At 50.8% G+C, this 19463-nt stretch carries 20 protein-coding genes; 4 read left to right on the top strand and 16 right to left on the bottom strand.

Translation table 11 applies throughout. From position 1 onward, the window contains the following. Window positions 1-21: 21 nt before the first annotated feature. The 10 genes from pheS to P8S54_RS01495 all read right to left on the bottom strand — a co-directional run bounded on the left by pheS (window position 22) and on the right by P8S54_RS01495 (window position 8596). Window positions 22-1041 (bottom strand): phenylalanine--tRNA ligase subunit alpha, encoded by a 1020-nt coding sequence (gene pheS, locus P8S54_RS01540; protein WP_281442937.1) that lies wholly within the window; start codon window positions 1039-1041, stop codon window positions 22-24. A gap of 155 nt (window positions 1042-1196) precedes the next feature. Next, the gene (rplT, locus tag P8S54_RS01535; RefSeq protein WP_009097607.1) at window positions 1197-1550 is read right to left on the bottom strand and encodes a 50S ribosomal protein L20; all 354 of its coding nucleotides are present in this window, start codon (window positions 1548-1550) and stop codon (window positions 1197-1199) included. 57 nt (window positions 1551-1607) lie between these two features. Further along, window positions 1608-1802 (bottom strand): 50S ribosomal protein L35, encoded by a 195-nt coding sequence (gene rpmI / locus P8S54_RS01530; RefSeq protein ID WP_009097609.1) that lies wholly within the window; start codon window positions 1800-1802, stop codon window positions 1608-1610. 81 nt (window positions 1803-1883) lie between these two features. After that, complete coding sequence (infC, locus tag P8S54_RS01525) at window positions 1884-2423, bottom strand: translation initiation factor IF-3 (RefSeq protein ID WP_082429671.1); 540 nt, start codon at window positions 2421-2423, stop codon at window positions 1884-1886. Between the two features lie 12 nt (window positions 2424-2435). Then, entirely contained in the window at window positions 2436-4358 is a 1923-nt protein-coding gene (thrS, locus tag P8S54_RS01520; RefSeq protein WP_281442936.1) for a threonine--tRNA ligase, read from the bottom strand. Between the two features lie 219 nt (window positions 4359-4577). Then, window positions 4578-5447: an OmpA family protein gene (locus P8S54_RS01515; RefSeq protein WP_281442935.1), complete on the bottom strand. Its 870-nt coding sequence runs from the start codon at window positions 5445-5447 to the stop codon at window positions 4578-4580. Between the two features lie 302 nt (window positions 5448-5749). Further along, the gene (locus P8S54_RS01510) at window positions 5750-6217 is read right to left on the bottom strand and encodes a DUF2489 domain-containing protein (RefSeq protein ID WP_009097618.1); all 468 of its coding nucleotides are present in this window, start codon (window positions 6215-6217) and stop codon (window positions 5750-5752) included. Window positions 6218-6309: 92 nt separating this feature from the next. Continuing rightward, window positions 6310-7350 (bottom strand): COX15/CtaA family protein, encoded by a 1041-nt coding sequence (locus P8S54_RS01505; protein ID WP_281442934.1) that lies wholly within the window; start codon window positions 7348-7350, stop codon window positions 6310-6312. A 34-nt stretch (window positions 7351-7384) separates the two neighbouring features. Next, window positions 7385-7894 (bottom strand): hypothetical protein, encoded by a 510-nt coding sequence (locus P8S54_RS01500; RefSeq protein WP_281442933.1) that lies wholly within the window; start codon window positions 7892-7894, stop codon window positions 7385-7387. Window positions 7895-7909: 15 nt separating this feature from the next. Then, entirely contained in the window at window positions 7910-8596 is a 687-nt protein-coding gene (locus P8S54_RS01495; protein ID WP_348651278.1) for an SURF1 family protein, read from the bottom strand. Between the two features lies 1 nt (window position 8597). On the opposite strand from P8S54_RS01495, the gene P8S54_RS01490 reads away from it, so the two are divergent. Continuing rightward, window positions 8598-8789, top strand: a complete 192-nt coding sequence (locus P8S54_RS01490; RefSeq protein ID WP_009097625.1) for a DUF2909 family protein — start codon at window positions 8598-8600, stop codon at window positions 8787-8789. A 3-nt stretch (window positions 8790-8792) separates the two neighbouring features. Here P8S54_RS01490 and P8S54_RS01485 read toward each other — a convergent pair whose 3' ends face one another. The 5 genes from P8S54_RS01485 to P8S54_RS01465 form a co-directional block, all read right to left on the bottom strand. Continuing rightward, a complete protein-coding gene (locus P8S54_RS01485; RefSeq protein ID WP_281442931.1) occupies window positions 8793-9653 on the bottom strand; it encodes a cytochrome c oxidase subunit 3 in 861 nt (286 codons plus the stop codon). Continuing rightward, a complete protein-coding gene (locus P8S54_RS01480) occupies window positions 9650-10240 on the bottom strand; it encodes a cytochrome c oxidase assembly protein (RefSeq protein ID WP_009097631.1) in 591 nt (196 codons plus the stop codon). The genes P8S54_RS01485 and P8S54_RS01480 overlap by 4 nt, the downstream gene beginning before the upstream one ends. Before the next feature lie 27 nt (window positions 10241-10267). Beyond that, window positions 10268-11911: a cytochrome c oxidase subunit I gene (gene ctaD, locus P8S54_RS01475; RefSeq protein WP_009097632.1), complete on the bottom strand. Its 1644-nt coding sequence runs from the start codon at window positions 11909-11911 to the stop codon at window positions 10268-10270. 70 nt (window positions 11912-11981) lie between these two features. Next, a complete protein-coding gene (coxB, locus tag P8S54_RS01470) occupies window positions 11982-13097 on the bottom strand; it encodes a cytochrome c oxidase subunit II (RefSeq protein ID WP_281442930.1) in 1116 nt (371 codons plus the stop codon). A 126-nt stretch (window positions 13098-13223) separates the two neighbouring features. After that, on the bottom strand, window positions 13224-13397 hold the full coding sequence (locus tag P8S54_RS01465; protein ID WP_281442929.1) for a DUF2970 domain-containing protein: 174 nt from the start codon (window positions 13395-13397) through the stop codon (window positions 13224-13226). A 131-nt stretch (window positions 13398-13528) separates the two neighbouring features. Here P8S54_RS01465 and P8S54_RS01460 point away from each other — a divergent pair, with 131 nt between their 5' ends. The 3 genes from P8S54_RS01460 (at window position 13529) to P8S54_RS01450 (ending at window position 17016) form a co-directional block, all read left to right on the top strand. Continuing rightward, on the top strand, window positions 13529-13888 hold the full coding sequence (locus P8S54_RS01460; RefSeq protein WP_281442928.1) for a hypothetical protein: 360 nt from the start codon (window positions 13529-13531) through the stop codon (window positions 13886-13888). An 87-nt stretch (window positions 13889-13975) separates the two neighbouring features. Further along, window positions 13976-14182, top strand: a complete 207-nt coding sequence (locus P8S54_RS01455) for a hypothetical protein (protein ID WP_009097642.1) — start codon at window positions 13976-13978, stop codon at window positions 14180-14182. Between the two features lie 116 nt (window positions 14183-14298). Further along, window positions 14299-17016 (top strand): cation-transporting P-type ATPase, encoded by a 2718-nt coding sequence (locus P8S54_RS01450; protein ID WP_281442927.1) that lies wholly within the window; start codon window positions 14299-14301, stop codon window positions 17014-17016. On the opposite strand, the gene hrpB is transcribed toward P8S54_RS01450, so the two are convergent. Then, window positions 17013-19463 carry an ATP-dependent helicase HrpB gene (gene hrpB, locus P8S54_RS01445; RefSeq protein ID WP_281442926.1) on the bottom strand — a complete coding sequence of 817 codons (2451 nt, stop codon included), beginning with the start codon at window positions 19461-19463 and terminating at the stop codon, window positions 17013-17015. The genes P8S54_RS01450 and hrpB overlap by 4 nt on opposite strands.

Below are 19463 nucleotides of genomic sequence, written 5' to 3'. Positions count from 1 at the left end.
TTCCTGTCTTTGGCGGCGGCGTTAGGAGAATTGACGTAAAAAGCGCAAATCATTTTCAAAAAACAGGCGCAGGTCATTCACCCCATAGCGCAGCATGGCTAGACGCTCCGCTCCCATTCCAAAAGCAAAACCGGTGTAGCGCTCAGTATCAATTCCCGAGTGGCGGAATACTTCTGGATGCACCATTCCACAGCCCATTACTTCTAACCAACCGCTATGGGAGCAGACGCGACAACCATTACCACTACACATGACGCACTGAATATCGACTTCTGCCGAAGGCTCAGTAAACGGAAAGTAGGAAGGACGAAAACGCACAGAGAGGTCGTCACGCTCAAAAAACGCTTGAAGGAAATCTTCAATAGTTCCTTTCAAGTCTGCAAAGCTTATACCCTCGTCAACGAGCAGGCCCTCTACCTGATGAAACATGGGCGTATGCGTTAGGTCGGAGTCGCTTCGGTATACCCGTCCAGGACAAACGATCCTAATCGGCGGCTCACTGCTTTTCATTGTGCGTACTTGCACCGGCGAGGTATGCGTACGCAACAAGCGCGTAGCATCAAAGTAGAACGTGTCTGCCATTCCACGCGCAGGGTGGTGAGCGGGAATATTGAGGGCTTCAAAATTATGGTAGTCGTCCTCAATTTCAGGCCCTACCGCCACATCGTACCCAATACGGGTAAATAAACTCTCGATACGCTCAAGCGTTCGTGTAACGGGGTGCAACCCACCCTCTGCCTGGCCACGACCCGGTAGCGTAACGTCGATCCGCTCTGCCGCTAACCGTGCGTTCAATGCCTCGGTTTCTAGCTCATGCCGCTTCTTATCAATTTCTTCGGAAAGAGTTTGCTTCGCTTGGTTAATACGCTCGCCAGCGGCAGGACGCTCTTCTGCGGATAACTTACCCAAGCCTTTTAACAAGGCAGTAACATCGCCTTTTTTACCTAAATAACGTACTCGTAACTCATCTAACGCAGAGACACTCGGCGCCGCCTGGATGGCTTCGCGAGCTTCTGATACCAGAGTAGGAAGGTGATCCATCCGTTTCACTCCGAATTAAGCGGTTTCCATCCAAAGATGGTGTGGCATAGGGAGGTGACAAAAAAACAGGGGAAGAGCGGCTGCTCTTCCCCTGTTTGGGTCACACTGAAATGACCTCGGGCATTTCACACTGATCTAACTCAGCGCGAAAAACCTTATTGGGCAGCCTTGGCTTTTTCCACGATGGCAGCAAACGCTGCTTTTTCGTGTACCGCCAGATCGGCCAATACTTTACGGTCGATTTCAATACCGGCTTTTTTGAGGCCACCAACAAAACGGCTGTAAGACATACCGTTAATGCGCGCACCAGCATTAATACGCTGGATCCACAGCGCACGGAACTGGCGCTTACGGTTACGGCGGTCACGGTAAGCATACTGGCCGGCTTTGATAACAGCCTGCTTGGCTACGCGGAAAACACGCGAACGGGCACCGTAGTAACCTTTGGCCTGTTTCAATACTTTTTTATGGCGACGACGGGCAACTACGCCACGCTTAACACGGGTCATAACACACTCCTGACATTAAGTCTGAGGCAATATGCACTCAGATAAGATAATTCGACCTTACAGATTCGGCAGCATGCGCTGGATCAGCGCTTTATCAGCAGCATGAATCTGCTTCATTCCACGCAGCTGACGCTTACGCTTGGTCGACTTCTTGGTCAGGATGTGGCTACGAAAAGACTGCTTGTGCTTAAAGCCATTAGCGGTCTTTTTAAAGCGCTTAGCAGCGCCGCTGTTGCTTTTGATTTTCGGCATGAGAGAACTCCGCTCGATATTTTTTAGAAAACCCAGGGCCGACCAGCGTTTACACGCTGGCCCGTTAACTTCGCCGTTGGATCACTTCTTTTTCGGGGCAATAATCATGATCATCTGGCGGCCTTCCATTTTCGGGAAAGCCTCAACCGCTCCGATCTCTTCCAGGTCTGCCGCGATCCGTTCCATTAGCTTGCGGCCAATGTCCTGGTGCGCCATTTCACGACCACGGAAGCGCAATGTGACTTTGCCCTTGTCACCACCTTCTAAAAAGCGCGTCAGGTTTTTAAGCTTGACCTGATAATCGCCTTCGTCGGTGCCAGGGCGGAATTTAACTTCCTTCACCTGGATTTGCTTCTGCTTTTTCTTTTGAGCCGCTTTTTGCTTCTTCGTCTCAAAAACAAATTTGCCGTAATCCATAATCTTACAAACGATAGGATCGGCATTCGAAATTTGCACGAGGTCTAAACCAGCAGCTTCTGCACGCTCAAGAGCTTCGGTGGTGGGCACAACACCCAACTGCTCACCTTCAGCATCAATTAGACGTACTTCTTCTTCGGTAATTCGCTCGTTCATTGGTGGGCGTTTGTCTTGTGGACGCCCGCGCTGATTGCTTCGCTTGATCGCTCCGTCTCCTTAGGCAATTGACGATGTCGCCAGGGCTGCTCGCTCTTCACTAAAACGCTCAATGAATTCATCAACCGTCATAGTGCCGAGGTTCTCGCCGCTGCGAGTTCGCACGGCCACTGAGTCAGCTTCTACTTCCTTATCTCCCACCACAAGGAGATAGGGAACTTTCTGTAACGTATGCTCACGGATTTTAAAGCCGATCTTCTCGTTCCTCAAGTCCGCCTTGACCCGTAAGCCATTTTTTTGCAGTCGATGCTCTAATTTGAGCGCATAGTCACGCTGTGCGTCCGTAATTGTCATCAAAACTGCTTGCTGAGGCGCCAACCAAAGTGGCATCGCACCCGCATAGTGCTCAATTAGGATGCCTAAGAAACGCTCAAAGGATCCTAAAATTGCACGGTGAAGCATTACAGGAGTTTTTCGCGTACCGTCTTCATCGACGTATTGCGCTCCCAAACGCCCTGGCAAATTAAAATCTAGCTGAAGAGTACCACATTGCCAAACACGATTCAGGCAATCACGTAGAGCAAATTCAATTTTAGGCCCATAAAAAGCGCCTTCACCCGGCTGAAGCTCCCATTTGAGCCCCGTCGCATTGAGCGCGGCTTCAAGCCCCTGCTCTGCACGATCCCACATTTCAGCTTCGCCCAGGAAATCCTCGGGACGCGTTGATAGCTTAAGCTCAACTTCATCGAAACCGAGTGTTTTGTATACCTGCAGCGTTAGTGCGATAAATGCTTCAGCCTCTGCTTGGATTTGCGCTTCTGTGCAGAAAATATGGGCATCATCTTGAGTAAAGCCACGCACGCGCATCAAACCGTGCAACGAGCCTGAAGGCTCATTGCGGTGACAGCTGCCAAACTCTGCCAAACGCAGTGGTAAATCCCGGTAGCTCTTTAGCCCCTGATTAAACACCTGAACGTGACATGGACAGTTCATTGGCTTAACCGCGTATTCGCGCTTTTCCGACTCTGTCGTGAACATCAGCTCACTGTAGTGCCCCCAGTGGCCAGATTTTTTCCACAACGACAAATCAACCACTTGAGGCGTCTTGATCTCTTGATAACCATGCTCGCGCTGAATCTTGCGCATGTAATCTTCTAACGCCTGGTACATTGTCCAGCCATTAGGGTGCCAAAACACCATCCCCGGCGCTTCTTCTTGCAGATGAAACAAGTCCATCTTACGCGCTAACTTGCGGTGATCGCGCTTTTCAGCCTCTTCAAGCCGCTGCAAGTAGGCCTTCAGCTGTTTTTTATCGCCCCATGCAGTGCCGTAAATACGGGTCAGCATAGTGTTAGCAGCGTCACCACGCCAATAAGCACCCGCCAACTTAGTCAGCTTAAAGGCTTTCAAATGACGAGTATTCGGCACGTGCGGGCCGCGACACATATCGACATACTCTTCGTGGTGATACAACCGAATGGTCGCCCCCTCGGGGATATCACGAACAATTTCTTGCTTATAAGGCTCATCACGGTGCAAAAAAGCCAACATTGCTTGGTCGCGATCAACGTACTCGCGCACTACATCGTACTCGTGTTCAATTAATGAACGCATGCGCGTTTCGATGGCCTCAAGGTCATCTGGAGTAACCGATTGACCAAACTCAATGTCGTAGTAAAAACCATCTTCAATGACCGGCCCTATCGCCATTTTGGCTTCAGGGTACATTTGCTTAACCGCATGCCCAATCAGGTGCGCGCAAGAGTGACGGATGATCTCTAGACCTTCCGGATCGCGAGCGGTAATTATCGCCACTTCAGCATCTTGCTCAATTAAATCAGCGGCATCAACCAATACACCATCAATCTTGCCAGCCACACAGGCCTTGGCCAAACCAGGGCCAATGGATTCAGCAAGCTGCATAATAGAAAGCGGTGTATCGAACGTTCTTTGGCTGCCATCAGGCAGTGTCACAATGGGCATTCAAATATTCCTTGAGCGCAGTGGTGATCCATACCAAGGATCACATTTCGCTATCAATGGGCGGGAGTTGCGGGCCTTTCTTATAGCAGGGCTCTAGCCTATCAGAATTCGGTGAGCCGTAAAATAAAACGGGAGGCACAAAGGCCTCCCGCTTCTTTATTTGATTAAGCAAACCATTGCAATAAGCAATCATTGCTCAACCGAACTAGCCTCAGTGGCTTAGTTCCACTCATCCAGCTCTACACGACGGTTCTGAGCGCGGCCCTCGTCTGTCTCATTAGAAGCAACTGGACGCTCTTCACCGTAGCCTACTGCACGCATACGGTTAGTCTCTACGCCACGCTGTGACAGGTAAGCAGCAACTGATTCGGCACGACGCTGAGACAGGTTCTGGTTGTACTCTGCAGAGCCGCGCGAGTCAGTGTGACCTTCAATGCTCACACGAACGTCAGGGTTGTTAACCAGACGCTCGGCAACGCCGTTAAGCACTTGCTGTGCGCTGGATGTCAATTGAGCAGAGTCGAACTCGAAGTTAACATCACGCAGTACAAGACTTTCTGGGCAGCCCAGGGCGTTAACTTCAACGCCTGCGGGGGTATCCGGGCACTGATCACGGTAGTCCGGCACGCCATCGCCATCAGAATCCAGCGGGCAGCCACGCGCGTCTACTTCAACGCCAGCCGGAGTACCTGGACACTGATCGCGGTAATCCGGCACGCCGTCACCGTCGGAGTCCAGTGGGCAGCCTTGCGCATCAACGGCAACGCCAGCTGGCACTTCGCCGTAGCTTGGGCACTGCGGCGCAACAGGCTGAGGCGTGCGGTCAGCACATAGCAGGCCACCAATAGCAGCGCCAGCTGCAGCACCTGTAGCGGCACCACTTTCTTCATCGGAACTACCGCTGGTGGCATAGCCAATGCTGCCGCCAATTAAACCACCAGCCAAACCACAAACAGCCGGGTGCTGGTACCAGCTACGATCACTGCTAGCACTAGCCTGCCCAGATGTCTGGGTGGCAGAGCTGGCGCAGCCTGATAAACCAACTACCAGGGCAGAACCGACTAGCAAGCCAGTTGTTGATTTTTTCATGCAAGACTCCTTCTTGATCCAATGCTGAAATGGTCACACGACCAATTCTATCCAATGCTTCTTATTGCGAGAGCATCCTTTTTTCGCCTGCCCAGCACCCTAGCAATACATAGCTAATGCTCTAATACTGGACACTCTGCCTATGATTAACGTTTGAACGCTAGAAGGCAACAATACCGAGATATCAACTTCTTGCTAATACCCACCGTTTCAGCATAGCAAAAAGGGTGCTGTAAGCGCCAAAAAAGCTGAACTCGTTTCAAAAATAGTTGTCATTGTGCGCTTGGGGTTCCAACGAGATATCAGTGTAATGACGTTGGTCCTTTGGCACGCCACTTGATAACGGCTGCTGCGGCCGCTAACACTGCAGGGCGCATTTCATCCTCAACAATCAAACGCTCTTTATCTTCCTGCATCCGCTCACGGGGGGAAAGCTGCTTACGTGCTGAGTGTGTTTTCAAGTGCTGTGTGCGTTGATAAACCTCGGCAAACGCTTGAAACTCTGGCCTTTCGGTTAAGCTTGGATCAACAATCTCAAGCAGAACTTTACAGCGCCAGGAGGCCTCAGTTATATCTACTTGCTCCTGAACCAACGCACTAACGACGTAGTCAAGGTTCTCTAGACTATTTTGGTGTGCGCGACGATCTTCATCGACACGATAAGCTTCTCGCCGCTTTACCTCCTTACGCAGGGTAAGCGCATAGGCACAGAGAGCAACAATGACCGCAATACCTACTGCGAGCAAAACTAAAGCTGTAGTGGAATTCATGGCACTCCTTCAGCTAGCCACACAAGAATAATTTAACGAGAATTGTACACCCTAAAGGTGTCGTTACACCAATGACACCCACTTTTAACTCACTACTTGGCAGTTGCTGGAGCCAATTGACGCTCAACAAGTATCGCATCAGGTGCCTGCCGCCAGCACCACCATGCCCAACCAACGCTAAGCGTCAGCACCACTGCACCAGCGGTATGCAGTAAAGCAAGCCATAAAGGCAGCCACAGAAGGACGTTGGCAATACCCAGCGCTACCTGTACGGCATAGGCACTAACCACAACAGCTAGCGCCTTCCCTAGGATCACTAAATAGCGATACCGCCACCAAAGCACCAATAACGCAATACCCAAAAACAAGGCACCAATACGGTGAACCACCTGTATAGCGGTGCGTGCGTCTGCGTGCAGCTGACCGTGTAAATAATTAGGCCCAACCGTTTGTGTTAAATGAAAACCCTCGCTTAGATCCATCTCTGGCCACCATTGGCCGTTACAGGTGGGAAACCCTTGACAAGCAATACCTGCATAGTTGCTGGTGACCCAGCCGCCAAGCGCCAGCTGAATCACTAGTAAGCCAATGGCCGCTGCCCATAAAAAATTAATAGACTGCCGCCCCATAGCCCTCTCTTTCCATGCGTGACGAACGCGCAAATGAAGCCAGAAAAACAGCATTAATACACTCAGCCCACCCAGTAAATGGAGAGTGACCACCTGCGGCCAAAGCTTGAGTGTTACGGTAAATGCACCAAAGCCCCCCTGGATTAGAATCACAACGAGTAACGCCAGGCTAATGCCCCAAGGGTACCCAGGGCGGCGACGCAGAGGCCAGCCTAGCGCGACGACGCTAATGACCATCAGTCCTAAAAAACTCGCTACATAGCGGTGCGCCATTTCCACCCATGCTTTAAAAGGCTCAAGAGGCACATCAGGATGACGTAGCGCGGCTTGCTCGCTATCGGGAACCAGCAAGCGCCCATAGCAACCCGGCCAATCCGGGCACCCCAACCCAGCATCAACTAAACGTGTCCAGGCACCTACTAAAATCACTAGGGCTGTCAGCAGAGTGCCTGCCAAGGTGAGGCGCACCAACCAACGTAATCGCCGCTCCATTGCGTATTGCATGCTCTTTCCTTACGGCCCAGGGTGCCGACTAACATTAATGGTGATTTACTTTGAACAGATGCCTTATATCGTCAAGAATATCACTTGCATTAGCCTGTTCATTAAATGCTAACGCTGGCATTCCCATTGGATCCAGTAACCAAATAACGCTTTCATTACGCCAAGCTGGCGACTCTTGCCACTGGTTAGCCTGCTCTCCGGGCAAGGTTTCGTAGGAACCACCGATGCGCAACCGCTGCAACCGCGGCGCTTCACGGCCAAGAGCACGGTGAAGGCGCCAAAGCTCGTCTTTACGCTGTTCACAATCAACGGCACACTCGAACGCCAACGTCCATACATCCTTCGAACCTTCCGGTACATTAACCAATGGCCACTCATATAAATTTGGCGCCGTTATTGCTACTTCTCCATGTGCAGTGTGTTGAGCAGGAATGCCAAAACCCCATTTAACCATTCCCCAGGCTGTCGCCATAGGCGCTGTAAAAACAATAAAGATCATTATCAATTTGAGCCGCTGATAACGAACCGTTTTAGCCTGCTCCATTCTTCATTCCTCTTATTATTGTATGCGGTCTTTGCGCATGCGATAGCCACCCAATATCATTACAACGAAAGCTGCAAGTGTTAACCCCCACCACTGAAAAGCATAGCCAATATGCCGGCTGGGCGGCATTACATTTGCTTGCCACCAGGGTATAAAAACACCTTCTCCTTCCGTGGCATGTAGCCACCCCTGATAGCTAATGGGCGCTAGCGTTTCTTGCCAAGGTATCAAGCTCATTTGCTGCAGACGGAGTCCTTCTTGATTATCCCCATATAATGGCCCACCAGGGCGAGTTGTTTGCCATTCACCAAACACTTCTACACTGCCGCTAGGCGTTTGCGCAGTGGGGGCACTACGACTTGGGCCTGTTTCAATAAAGCCACGCTGTATTAACCAAACCTGCCCATGCTCATCGCGCAACGGGGTGAGAACAGCCACCCCAAGCCGACCTTCTACCACACGATTGTCTAAAAAGAGCGTGTGCTGTGGGAGATACTCGCCCCTCAATCTTACCATTGCGCCGTCCTGCGGCATCTCTTGGGGCGCCGTTAAAGCCGGAGCTGCCGCCCGTGCGTCTAACAAAACACGCTTGTCATTAGCACGCTCCCACTGCCATAGTCCTAAAAAAATGCCTAATGCAACTAACAAGCTCCAAAAAGCACACCACGCGTAAAAGCGCCTTAATCTGACAGAGGTAGACATCATGTGGTTACAGTTTCTTATTGCCTTAGTATTTATTGCCATGGTTATTAGCCTTGCAGCGGGCGCTGGTTTTTTATTACGAGACAGCGCCCCTTCAAAGCGATTACTAGTATCACTAAAGTGGCGTGTTGCCCTGGCATGTCTTCTCATGGCGCTATTAGTATTCGGCTTTTGGTCAGGAGAACTGGGCTAGCCGCTACAGGACATAAACAAAAATAAACAGCCCCACCCACACCACATCAACGAAATGCCAATACCAGCAGGATGCTTCAAAACCAAAATGATGATCGTTAGCAAAATGGCCTTTACAGATCCGGACGAGAATACAGCCTAAAATGATCGTACCGATAATGACGTGCACACCGTGAAACCCCGTCAAAATAAAGAAAGTAGCGCCAAAGATGCCGGCTTCCAGCGTAATGCCGTAATGGTTGTAGGCTTCGTAGTACTCGACCCCTTGTATAACGATAAAGCAGCATCCTAATAATACTGTGCCAGCAAGCCAGTTTCGGCAGGTAATACGCTCACCCAGCTTTAACGCTTCATGGGCCACCGTTAGCGTAATACTGGACGTGATAAGGATCAGCGTATTAACGAGCGGCAGTTGCCATGGGCTGAACACTTGCTCAGGACCTAGCACAGAGGAATCAGGAGGGTTCATCAGAGGCCAGTGAGAGATGAATTCTGGCCATAGCAGCGCAGAGACACCTTTCTCTCCCTCACCACCTAGCCAAGGGATAGCAAAAGTTCTAACGTAAAAAAGGGCACCGAAAAAGGCAGCAAAAAACATCAACTCAGAGAAGATAAACCACCCCATCCCCCACCTAAATGAGCGATCCATCTGGGTGTCGTACAACCCACTCATAGACTCCCTGACCACATCCCTGAACCAAAGCCCCATCACCGCCACAACGCCAATAACACCCATCAGCATTACTAACGCACCAGTGTCATAAACTAGCTGGGAACCTGCCCCCACCATCATGACCCCCAGCGCCAGTGAGCCGAGAATGGGCCATCTGCTAGTCGTCGGAACATAGTAGTTACCGCCGCTCATATCTTATCCCCCACGCTATTGTTGTTATTCACTGTGGAATCTAGTGCCATGTTATGAACTGGGTACAGGGTATAAACCAGCGTAATCGTTGTGATCTCTTCCGGCAGATCTCGCGCCAATTGGAAGACCAGTGGAATGGTTAAACGCTCATCACCCTGCAACTGCTGCTCCTGAAAACAGAAGCAGCTTACTTTTCGCAAGTGGGTCGTCGCATTAGAGGGAGAAACACTTGGGATGGCTCTTCCCCAACTCTCTTTGGCGCTATTATTCGTAAAAGTAAAATCCACTTCAGCCGTTTGCCCAGGGTGTACTCGCATTTGACGCGTGGCTACGCTCATTTGCCAAGGTAAGCCAGCACTCCCCCGAGTGATAAACTGCACCGTGATATAGCGCGACTGATCAACCTCCTCATGGATGATGGCCTGGGCAGTGGTATCGACTTTGCCGTTAATGCCTGTAATGCGGCAGAAAACGTCATAAAGAGGCACTAGCGCAAACGCAAACGCAAACATGCCTATCAGTGCCGCAATCGACCGAATGACGGTGCGCCGCACACCCGCAGCCCTGACGACTTCATATTCAGACATATCACTCCCCTTGCCTTATATAAGGCCTTATTCGCCGTGTTGTGCACGATGAAACACGGGAGGTGTTTCAAAGGTATGCAAGGGCGCTGGACTAGGGACACTCCACTCAAGGTCTTCTGCGCCTTCCCATGCCTTAGCAGGCGCTTTTTTACCCCCTCGGACACACAGCACCACCACCAGCACAAAAATTAACTGCGACACCCCGAAGAAAAAGGCACCAATGCTTGAAACAAGATTAAAGTCCGCGAACTGAAGCGCATAGTCAGGGATACGCCTCGGCATCCCGGCGAGACCGGCAAAATGCATTGGGAAGAACGTCAGGTTTACGCCCACAATCGAACACCAAAAATGGCACTGCGCTAATCGTTCATGGGGGTAGTGCCCCGTCCACTTGGGAAGCCAATAGTAAACCCCTGCCATAATGGCAAAGATGGCCCCTGGCACTAGCACATAGTGAAAATGGGCTACCACAAAGTAGGTATCGTGGTATTGAAAGTCGGCAGGGGCAATTGCCAACATAAGCCCCGAAAAACCACCGATGGTGAACAGAACGACAAATGCAAGTGCGAACAGCATGGGGGGTTCAAAACTAATTGAGCCTCGAAACAGTGTGGTGATCCAATTAAAGACTTTAACCCCCGTTGGCACTGCAATCAGCATTGTGGTGTACATAAAAAACAGCTCTGCTGCTAACGGTAGGCCAACCACAAACATGTGGTGTGCCCAAACTAAAAACGAAAGCAGTGCGATAGCGCCGGTTGCATAAACCATGGAGGCGTAGCCAAACAACCGTTTGCGGGCAAACGTAGGAATGATGGCGGAGACAATCCCGAATGCGGGCAAAATCATAATGTAAACCTCAGGATGGCCGAAAAACCAAAACAGATGCTGGAAAAGCACCGGGTCTCCACCGCCCGCAGCATCGAAGAAGCTAGTGCCAAAGTTTATATCCATTAACATCATGGTAATGACGCCCGCCAACACAGGCATAACGGCGATAAGTAGGAAAGCGGTGATGAGCCAAGTCCAGACAAACAGCGGCATATCCATCATGCGCATGCCAGGAGCACGCATGTTGAGGATAGTCGCAACAATATTAATCGCACCTAATATTGAGCTAATACCGGCGATATGCAGGGCAAGAATAAAGAACGTGGTTGAAGGCGGCGCATACGTCGTTGATAGAGGCGCATAGAATGTCCAGCCAAAATTTGGCCCTCCTCCAGGCATCAGGAGCGTTGACAACAGCAATGTAAACGCGACGGGCAGCAGCCAGAAGCTAAAGTTGTTTAGACGAGGAAGCGCCATGTCTGGCGCGCCAATTTGCAGAGGAATCATCCAATTAGCCAGGCCAGTAAATGCTGGCATTACCGCGGCAAAGACCATTATTAGCCCATGCATTGTGGTCATTTGGTTAAAAAACTCAGGCTCAACCAGCTGCAGACCCGGTTGGAACAGCTCCGCTCTGACTACGAGCGCAAAAATACCGCCAATAAAAAACATAATCAGTGAAAAGATTAGGTACAAAGAGCCAATCTCTTTGTGGTTAGTCGTGAGCAGCCAACGCATAATCCCTTTAGGCGTTTCGTGATGCGCATGGGGTGCTTGACCGTCAGCCACTGCGGTAGAGCTATGCTGCAGCGAGTGTTGAGGAGGTAGTTTGGGCGCCATAAATCTCTCCGCCTACTTTATTGTTGTGATAGCGTTAGTAGCTATCATTGCTGATTGGCACGCATGCGTTTTATTGAACAATTTTTTCAGCAATTGCCGCTGGCTGAATGGCATCGCCCGTGTCGCTGCCCCATGCGTTACGCGTATAGGTCACTACCGCAGCAATCTCCACAGGGTTCAACGTATTGCGAAACGCAGGCATGGCGGTTCCCGAAACGCCATTTAAAATGCGGTCGATATGCCAGTCCAAGTCGTCGATTAATTGGTCATTATTGACCAGCGCCGGGAAAGCAGGCGGCGCGCCTTGACCATCCGCCTGATGGCATGAGGCACAAATAGCCCGGTATACCGGCTCCCCTCGCGCCATTAGCTCATCAAGCTCCCACTCCCGATCCACTCCCATCGCTTCTTGCTGAGCCGCTTCTTTACGTTCCGCTAACCATATTTCAAACTCTTCCTCCTCAACGGCATGCACCACCACGGGCATAAACCCATGGTTAACACCACAGAGTTCTGCACATTGACCACGGTAAATACCCGGTTCGTTAATTTGCACCCAGTTCTCATTAATGAAGCCAGGGATCGTATCTTGCTTGACGGCAAGGTCCGGCACCCACCAAGAGTGGATAACGTCATCTGAGGTCATTAAGAACCGTACTTTGCGGTTAATAGGCAGCACCAGTGGCTCATCTACATCAAGTAAATAGTGCTCATCACGTGCCTCCTCGCCACGAATCTGCTCCCAAGGAGTGCTCATGCTTGAGTTAAAAGCCACATCCTCACCAAGATACTCGTAGCGCCAGCGCCACTGCTGGCCGATGATCATCACATCTAGTTCGGCTTCAGAGGTGTCATACATATTCTTAAGTGTGGCCGTGGCAGGCACGGCCATTCCCACTAAAATTAACACCGGAATAGCTGTCCAAAGCACTTCCACAGTGGTGTGCTCGTGAAATTTCGCTGGTTTAGCTCCTTTTGAGTGCCGATAGCGGAACAGCGAGTAAAACATGACTCCAAACACTATCAGGCCAATCACTACGCATATCCAAAAGATTGTCATATGCAGACCGTAAATATCGCGACTGATATCTGTCACGCCTACGGGCATGTTCCACCCGCTGGATTGAGCTTGGGCAGCGGTTGAAATAAAGCTTATGGGCAGCAGCCAGCGCCACGGTGAGAGCATAAGTACCTCCTTTGTTATTGTTGTTATTAACGGCTTTTTAATTAGGGTGGGATTATGTGATAAGAATCAGTATAGAAAACATGTGTCATACGTCACGAACTACCTTGCAAAAGCTGTCAACGCTTTTCACCGCGCCGCCATATTAGCCACAGCCATGAGCAGCAGCACAAAAATTAGGGTTACCACAATGGCAACTAAGATAAAGGTAGTGGGCTTCCCACTTGAGAAATCCTGCTGGCGCTGGAAATCGCTTTGGACGCCAATAAGTGCGGCTAGAACCGATTTAATTACCGACCACATAGAGCATCTCCTGGAAAGTGACAAATTTCGTTACGAAAACGGCGCACTCATGCTGCACTTAGCTATAGTTCAAGATAGGCAATCTTAAAAATCATGCCGTCCAGTTTCCACTATCAAAAAAGGAGCCCACCATGACAACTAGCGATAAAACCCCTTCCATGCCATGGATTGACGATGCCCAACCCATGCAGGCGTGGTGGCATCAATACTGCTTATTAAGCACGATGCCCATGGTACGACTTCAAATTGCTTGGTTAGAAAATGTGACTCAGGCTATGCAGATGGAGGCGCAACTTTTTCAAGCCCTAGCCAAAAGCAGCGAAAAATTAACGCTGTGCCTAACCGACAATCCGCACCACTGCAACGCTGCGGAGTTCACAGAACACTACCAAGAAATGGTTAAGACGCTCACCGATGCCAATATGGAGCGCCTGACAAAAGTTTCTCAGCTTTCCCATGAGTTTCGGCGCAGCTTATGGGAAGAGCTCTAATAATTTACAATTAAGCGTGTTGCGCCCTATAGTGCCGCTCACGGTTTATTTAAAACGAAGCAGCAACCCCAGGTTATGGAGCCAACTATGCCCAAGTGCCGTAAATTTCATGTATTCATTCCCTTTATCACCCTGGGGTTGTTGCTACCTTTAACTGCCTGCACCACGTACACGTGGCCAGATGGCTCTCAGGAAACTGTATTGGGCGTCGTTCCGGAAAATGAAAACCAACGTTATGAAGAGCAGCGGGCAGAAGGCGTTCGCTATCGTCTACCAGGCGATATTCCTGAATAACGTTTCGTTCATCTAGCTTTTTCACTATTACATCTAAGCCTTGCCCCCAGTCACTGCACTGCAGCATATATTTCCCTATACTGCATTTTGTATTGACACATTAAAGGGGGCACGGAATGGCCAAAACACCACTACCGAATGAAACCACTGCTGCATGGCACAGCACTGATGCAGACGAAGCGATATCATCACTGCAATCAAGCACGACCGGCTTATCCAGCCAAGAAGCTGAATCGCGGCTGAAAACCCATGGCCCGAATAGGCTTCAGCAAGAACAAGCGCGCCCCTGGTATCGGCGCTTTTTAGATCAATTTAATAACATCCTTATGCTTATCCTGATTATCGCAGCAGTTGCCAGTGCTCTGCTGGGGCATCACTTGGATGCCGCTGCCATCCTCGGGGTGGTAGTGATCATTGCGTTAATTGGATTTATTCAAGAAGGTAAAGCTGAGCAGGCCATTCAAAGCATACGCAATATGCTTTCCCCCCAAGCCACAGTATTACGCAATGGGCAGCGAACTGTCGTTGACGCGGAAACAGTCGTTCCTGGTGATGTGGTACTTATTGAAAGTGGCGACCGTGTTCCTGCCGACCTTCGCTTAATTGAAGTAAAACGCTTTTGCACCGACGAAGCGGCGCTTACGGGCGAGTCCATACCGGTTGATAAACAATCCCACCCCGTATCGACCGACGCTGATTTAGCTGAACGTAGCTCAATTGCTTATGCCAGTACGATTGTTGTTCAAGGCACTGCCAAAGGCCTAGTGGTGGCAACTGGCACCCAAACAGAGATTGGTAAAATTTCTGAGCTAGTACGCGGCGTTGAACAGCTTAAAACCCCTTTATTGCGCCAATTAGACCGCGCTGGAAGCATGCTAGCGTTCTTTATATTAGGCGCAGCCGCACTCACTGCGGCCGTAGGTAGTTTTTTTCACAACCAACCCCTCGACGAAATGTTTATGGCGGCAGTAGGCTTGGCAGTGGCCGCCATTCCTGAAGGCTTACCCGCTATTGTTACCATTAGCCTAGCCCTTGGCGTTCAGCGCATGGCGAAACGAAAGGCAATTATTCGGCGCCTTCCTGCGGTTGAAACTCTTGGCTCAATTTCGACTATTTTTTCCGATAAAACCGGCACACTTACTCGCAACGAGATGACAGCCACATCTATTTGGCTTGGTGACGCTCAATACACCATTGAAGGTACTGGCTTTAACCCCGAGGGCAATATTCGACAGGTCGACGCTGATGCTCAATCACAACCCTCTTCTATTTCCATAGAAGATCACACTGCATTAAGCCACTTCCTGAAGGTCGCTTCGCTTTGCAATGATGCAGAACTTGCCCAGCGTGATGATTCATACCACATTGTCGGCGACCCGACAGAGGGCGCTTTAATCGTTGCTGCCGCTAAAGCAGGCTTTGAAATTCAGCCGCTACGCGAGCGCCATCCGCGACTTGATGCGATTCCTTTCGAGTCTGAACATAAATATATGGCGACGGTAAACGAGCTTGATGGCAAGCATCGAGTATTGGTAAAAGGCGCCCCGGATAGGCTCCTTGAGATGTCGAGTCATACGTTGACTCAAGAAGGGTTATCACCTATTGATCGCAGCCAATGGGAAGCACGGATTGAAGAGCTATCTTCGCAAGGCTTGAGAGTGTTAGCTATCGCAGAAATAGCATCACCCGACTCACCGTCTCTTGATCATGAACATATTCAACAGGATCTCACCTTTTTAGGCATCATCGGCCTACTCGACCCTCCGCGTGAAGAAGCTATTGACGCAGTGAAAGAGTGTCTCAGAGCAGGCATTCGCCCTGTCATGATTACCGGGGACCATGCCGCTACTGCCCTTTCTATTGCCAAACAACTAGGTTTTTCACAGACAGAGCGAGTGGTTACCGGTCGCGAAGTTGAAGCAATGAGCGATACGCAGCTTGAAGAGATTATTACGGATGTCGATGTATTTGCCCGCGCATCTCCTGAACACAAGTTAAGACTGGTTAAAGCTATGCAGGCAAAGGGCGGTATATGTGCGATGACTGGGGATGGGGTCAATGATGGCCCTGCCCTTAAACGTGCTGATGTCGGCGTGGCGATGGGCATTCAAGGCACCGAGGCAGCAAAAGATGCCTCTGAAATGGTACTTGCAGACGATAATTTTGCCACGATTGTGAATGCGATAGCTGAAGGTAGAAAAGTCTACGACAACATTCGTAAAACGATCACCTTCATTCTGCCTACCAACGGTGCACAAGGCTTAGCAATAATGCTGGCGGTGCTGGCGGGCACCAACCTACCGATCACCCCGCTTCAAGCGCTTTGGGTAAACATGGTGGTGGCTACCACACTCGGCTTAGCCCTAGCCTTCGAGGAAAGTGAACAGGATTTAATGCAGCGTCAACCGCGGGACCCAAAAGCGGCATTGCTCGATATGTTTCTACTCTGGCGTGTCATCTTTGTCTCATTACTATTACTGGGCGGTGTTTTCAGCGTTTTCAGCTGGGTTCTCGCCCAAGGCGAAAGCATTGAGTTAGCGCGCACTGCCGCCGTAAATATGCTGGTGGTCGGTAGCGCTGCCTATTTAATCAATAGTCGCTTCCTCATCAACAGCACATTCTCCTTTCACGGCATTTTTAGTAGCCGCATGGTTTGGCTAGCGATTGGCGCTATTATGCTCCTACAGCTAGCATTTACTTACTGGCCGATAATGCAGGTTATTTTTGCCAGCGAAGCCCTACAATTGCAGCACTGGTTAGCCATTTTGCTGTTAAGTCTCGCTATTTACGCGTTAGTCGAAATTGAAAAAGCCATATGGCGCCGCCTACGTTAATGCGCTGAGCCACTGCCATGCTTTGTCTTGGCAGTGGCTTTTGCAGTTAACGGATTTTCTGGCCAGGGGTGTTTTGGATAGCGACCACGCATCTCCTTACGCACCTCTGAATAGCCATTTAGCCAAAAACTACGCAGATCTTGAGTTACTTGTAGCGGCCTTCTTGCAGGTGAAAGCAGATGAATGAGAACCACAGCATGCCCATCAGCAATGCTTGGTGAGTCTTGCCATCCAAACGCTTCTTGCAGTTTAAGCGCTAACACAGGCGGACGGCCATCATGACAGGGAGCATAATCGAGCATCACCTGACTGCCGCTAGGCACAGGCAGCGCCTTAGGCGCTAATCGATCAAAAGCAACCTGATCATCCCACTTCAACGAAGCCAGTAAATGCGTGTGAAAGGACATCTTTTCTAGCTGACTCATGCGCGTCATGCCCGCTAGGTAGGGTAAAAGCCATGTATCCAACGCATCCATTAACACTTTATCTGACCAGTCTGGCCACTGGTCTGGAAAGAGACGATGTAGCAGCGCCATACGCCCCTGCAGCTGCCGTACCTCCTTTGTAAACACCACGTTTGGACGCTGTTTCAGCGCTATGAGTAATGCACGCTGAATAGCCTCAGCGGGCAGCTCCCCGAGCGGTCGAGAGGCTAACACCAGCTCTCCATGACACTGTACGGCTTCGCCGACAAGCTTGCCTTGGGAATCTGACCACCTTATCCGATCCACCCACTGTTGGGTTGCCGGGAAAAAACGCACAAGTGTTGCCAACGCAAGCGACTCTGCCAAGTAAATGGCTGCATCCTTGGAAGCACTTTCAACACTCACCGCAACAAGGTAAGGGGCGTTTGCCAGGGAGTGGCGGCTGGGTAATGTTGCGGTCTTCCCATTGGCCAATTTGAACCGGCCGGAAGTGATAAGTTGACCGATACGATCCGGATAAGCCAGGGCCAGCAGCACGCCTAACGGCTCGCAACTAACGCTGCGAGACAACGCTATACCCGCTACTTTAGCCAGGCGCTCAGCCTCTCTTTGCCACTGGGGAAACCGTGAGGGCTGCCCAAATCGCTGAACTAAAGCCTCTTGTAAAGTGCCGTTTATGCGCTCTCTACCCTCTAATAGCGCTGCCAATCCACAGGCTAATGGCACTGCATTGAGTGAAGAAGACGTTGCAAGCATAACGGCTAGCCGTGGCTCAAGGGGCCAGAGTGCACTCTGCTTACCCAGCGGCGTTAGCTTAGCCACCGAGTCAATGATGCCTAGCTGCTCAAGCAACGCCTGACCACTTTGCCAAGCGCCCTTTGGCGGTGGAGTCACCCATGCCAGCACATCGGGTGACTGAACGCCCCAGACCGCAACTTCAAGTACCAGTTTAGATAAATCAGCCTGGGCGATTTCTGGCTCGCCATAGGCAACCAGCGGCTGTTCTTGGGGCCATAAGCGGAAACATATGCCTGGTTGCTGCCGACCGGCCCGCCCCCTGCGCTGGTCAGCGCTGGCGCGATTAACACGTCGTGTGGTTAAGCGTGTTAACCCTGTACGCGGCTGAAATAGCGGTACTCGCTCCAGGCCTGCGTCGATAACCACATTTACACCGTTTACGGTGACACTGGATTCAGCAATCGCGGTTGATACAATCACACGTTGGCGCACTTCATGGGGCTTCAACGCAGCTTGCTGTGCTTCGATGGGCATTCGTCCGTGTAATGCACGCACTTCAATATCAGGCATGTCACTCTCTAGCGTCTGAACTAGTCGAGCAATTTCAGCCACACCGGGCAAGATAACCAGCACATCGCGTGCATCTGGCCATGATAGAGCCTCGCTTATCACGCGAAAAGCCGCCATTTCTAACGATTCGCTGCCGCGTGTAGGACGATAGTGTGTTTCAACAGGGAATTGTCGACCGCTGCTTTCAATGACGGGCGTATCGTTTCCCAACACATTCTTCAACGCGACGACATCGAGCGTGGCAGACATCACAATAAGCCGCAGGTCATCGCGAATGCTTTGCTGTATATCCAGCGCAAACGCAAGACTAAGATCCGCTTCAAGACTACGCTCATGAAACTCATCAAAAATAATGCCCGCAACGCCTTCAAGGAGCGGATCATCCTGCAGCATGCGAGTGAGCACCCCTTGGGTAACTACTTCCAGACGGGTTTGTGCGCTAACCTTACTATCACCACGCATTCGATAACCGATCGTCTGGCCAACCGACTCGTTAAGCTGCTCTGCCATATAGTTTGCCGCTAACCGCGCCGCAACGCGCCGGGGTTCTAGCAGCAAAAGCTTTTGCCCCTGTGACCACAAGCTGCCAAGAAGTGTTAGCGGCACACGGGTAGTCTTACCCGCTCCCGGTTGAGCAACCAAAATCAGCCGGTTGTGAGCATCTAATGCGGTTTGCAAAGCGGCTAGATGCGGCTCAATAGGCAAAGTAGACAT

This window comes from Halomonas sp. M1 (genome assembly GCF_029581375.1).
Taxonomy (GTDB): Bacteria; Pseudomonadota; Gammaproteobacteria; order Pseudomonadales; family Halomonadaceae; genus Vreelandella.
Note: the sequence above shows the minus strand (reverse complement) of the source record. Positions and strands in the feature narration are given on the sequence as shown.